The organism is Actinosynnema sp. NPDC037264 (assembly GCF_055603705.1).
Map to the genome: position 1 here is coordinate 1 of NZ_JBVJVK010000141.1, position 1,299 is coordinate 1,299.

Annotated in this window: 1 protein-coding gene; it reads left to right on the top strand. The window is 68.6% G+C overall.

The window, feature by feature from the left end; all coding sequences use genetic code 11:
• Window positions 1–126 precede the first annotated feature (126 nt).
• On the top strand, window positions 127–1,257 hold the full coding sequence (locus tag ACZ7GX_RS45710; RefSeq protein WP_498786930.1) for an IS30 family transposase: 1,131 nt from the start codon (window positions 127–129) through the stop codon (window positions 1,255–1,257).
• The last annotated feature ends 42 nt before the right edge of the window (window positions 1,258–1,299 follow it).

Consider the following 1,299-nt stretch of genomic DNA (forward strand, 5'->3'; position numbering starts at 1 on the left):
CTTGGGTTCTAGTGGTCGTCGCAACACCCCAGTTGGGGAGTTGTGGTGGATTTCGAGATCCGGGATCGGTCGGTCAACCTGGGCGGTCGGCGTCTGACGCGTGAGCGCGAGGCTTACCTTGCGCTCATGCGTCAGGGCGTCGGCAACCGGGAAGCGTGCAGGATCGTCGGTATCAACATCCGGACCGGGAAGCGTTGGCGCAACGGGCGTAATCCAACAGGCCGTGAGACGGGGGCGTCGCCGATCACCTCGGCGGCGTCCCCGTCGGTGTCGGGGCGGTATCTCAACGAGGACGAGCGGATCGTGATCGCCGACCGGCGACGGGCGAGGGCGTCGATCCGGGCTATCGCCGCCGAGTTGGGCCGGTCACCCTCGACGGTCAAACGGGAGTTGGACCGCAACTCCCATCCGGTGTCCGGGGACTACCGGCCGCACGCCGCCCAGGTCCGCGCCGACGCGCGTCGTCCGCGTCCGAAGACGCGGAAACTCGCGGCCGATCCGGAGCTGCATCGGATCGTGCAGGACCATCTGGTCAGGAAGCACAGTCCCGAGCAGATCGTCGCGGTGCTGCGGCGGGACTTCCCCGACCGGCCGGAGTGGCACGTGACCCACGAGACGATCTACCAGGCTCTCTACCTGCAAGGACGCGGTGAGTTGCGCCGTGAACTCGTGCGGGCGTTGCGGACCGGCCGCACCGTGCGCAAACCCCGCCGTCAGGCGCAGCGGCGGCAGCCGCGGTTCGTCCACCCGATGGTGATGATCAGCGACCGGCCGGCCGAGGTCGAGGACCGGGCGGTGCCCGGCCACTGGGAAGGCGACCTGATCCTGGGCAAGGACAACGCCTCCGCCATCGGCACGCTGGTGGAACGGGCGACCCGCTACGTGATGCTGTTGCACCTGCCCCACGGCCGCACCGCCGAACACGTCCGCGACGCCCTGACCATCACCGTCCAGGCCCTGCCCGCCCACCTCACCCGGTCGCTGACCTGGGACCAGGGCTCGGAGATGGCGCGGCACCACGAGTTCAGCGTGGCCACCGACATCCCGGTCTACTTCTGCGACCCGGCCAGCCCCTGGCAACGCGGCAGCAACGAAAACACCAACGGCCTGCTGCGCCAGTATTTCCCCAAGAGCACCGACCTGGCCGTCCACAGCGCCGAGGATCTGGCCGCCGTCGCCGCCGAACTCAACGGCCGCCCACGCAAAACGCTCGGCTGGGACACCCCAGCCGAGCGTTTGGCTAAGCTCCTGACCTAAGCCAGTTGATCAGTTGTGTTGCGACGACCCCTGGAATCCGCC

Bases quoted from the DNA above. Each gene is read 5' to 3' on its own strand.
- ACZ7GX_RS45710 (WP_498786930.1), top strand. From the start codon at position 127: ATGCGTCAGGGCGTCGGCAACCGGGAAGCGTGCAGGATCGTCGGTATC.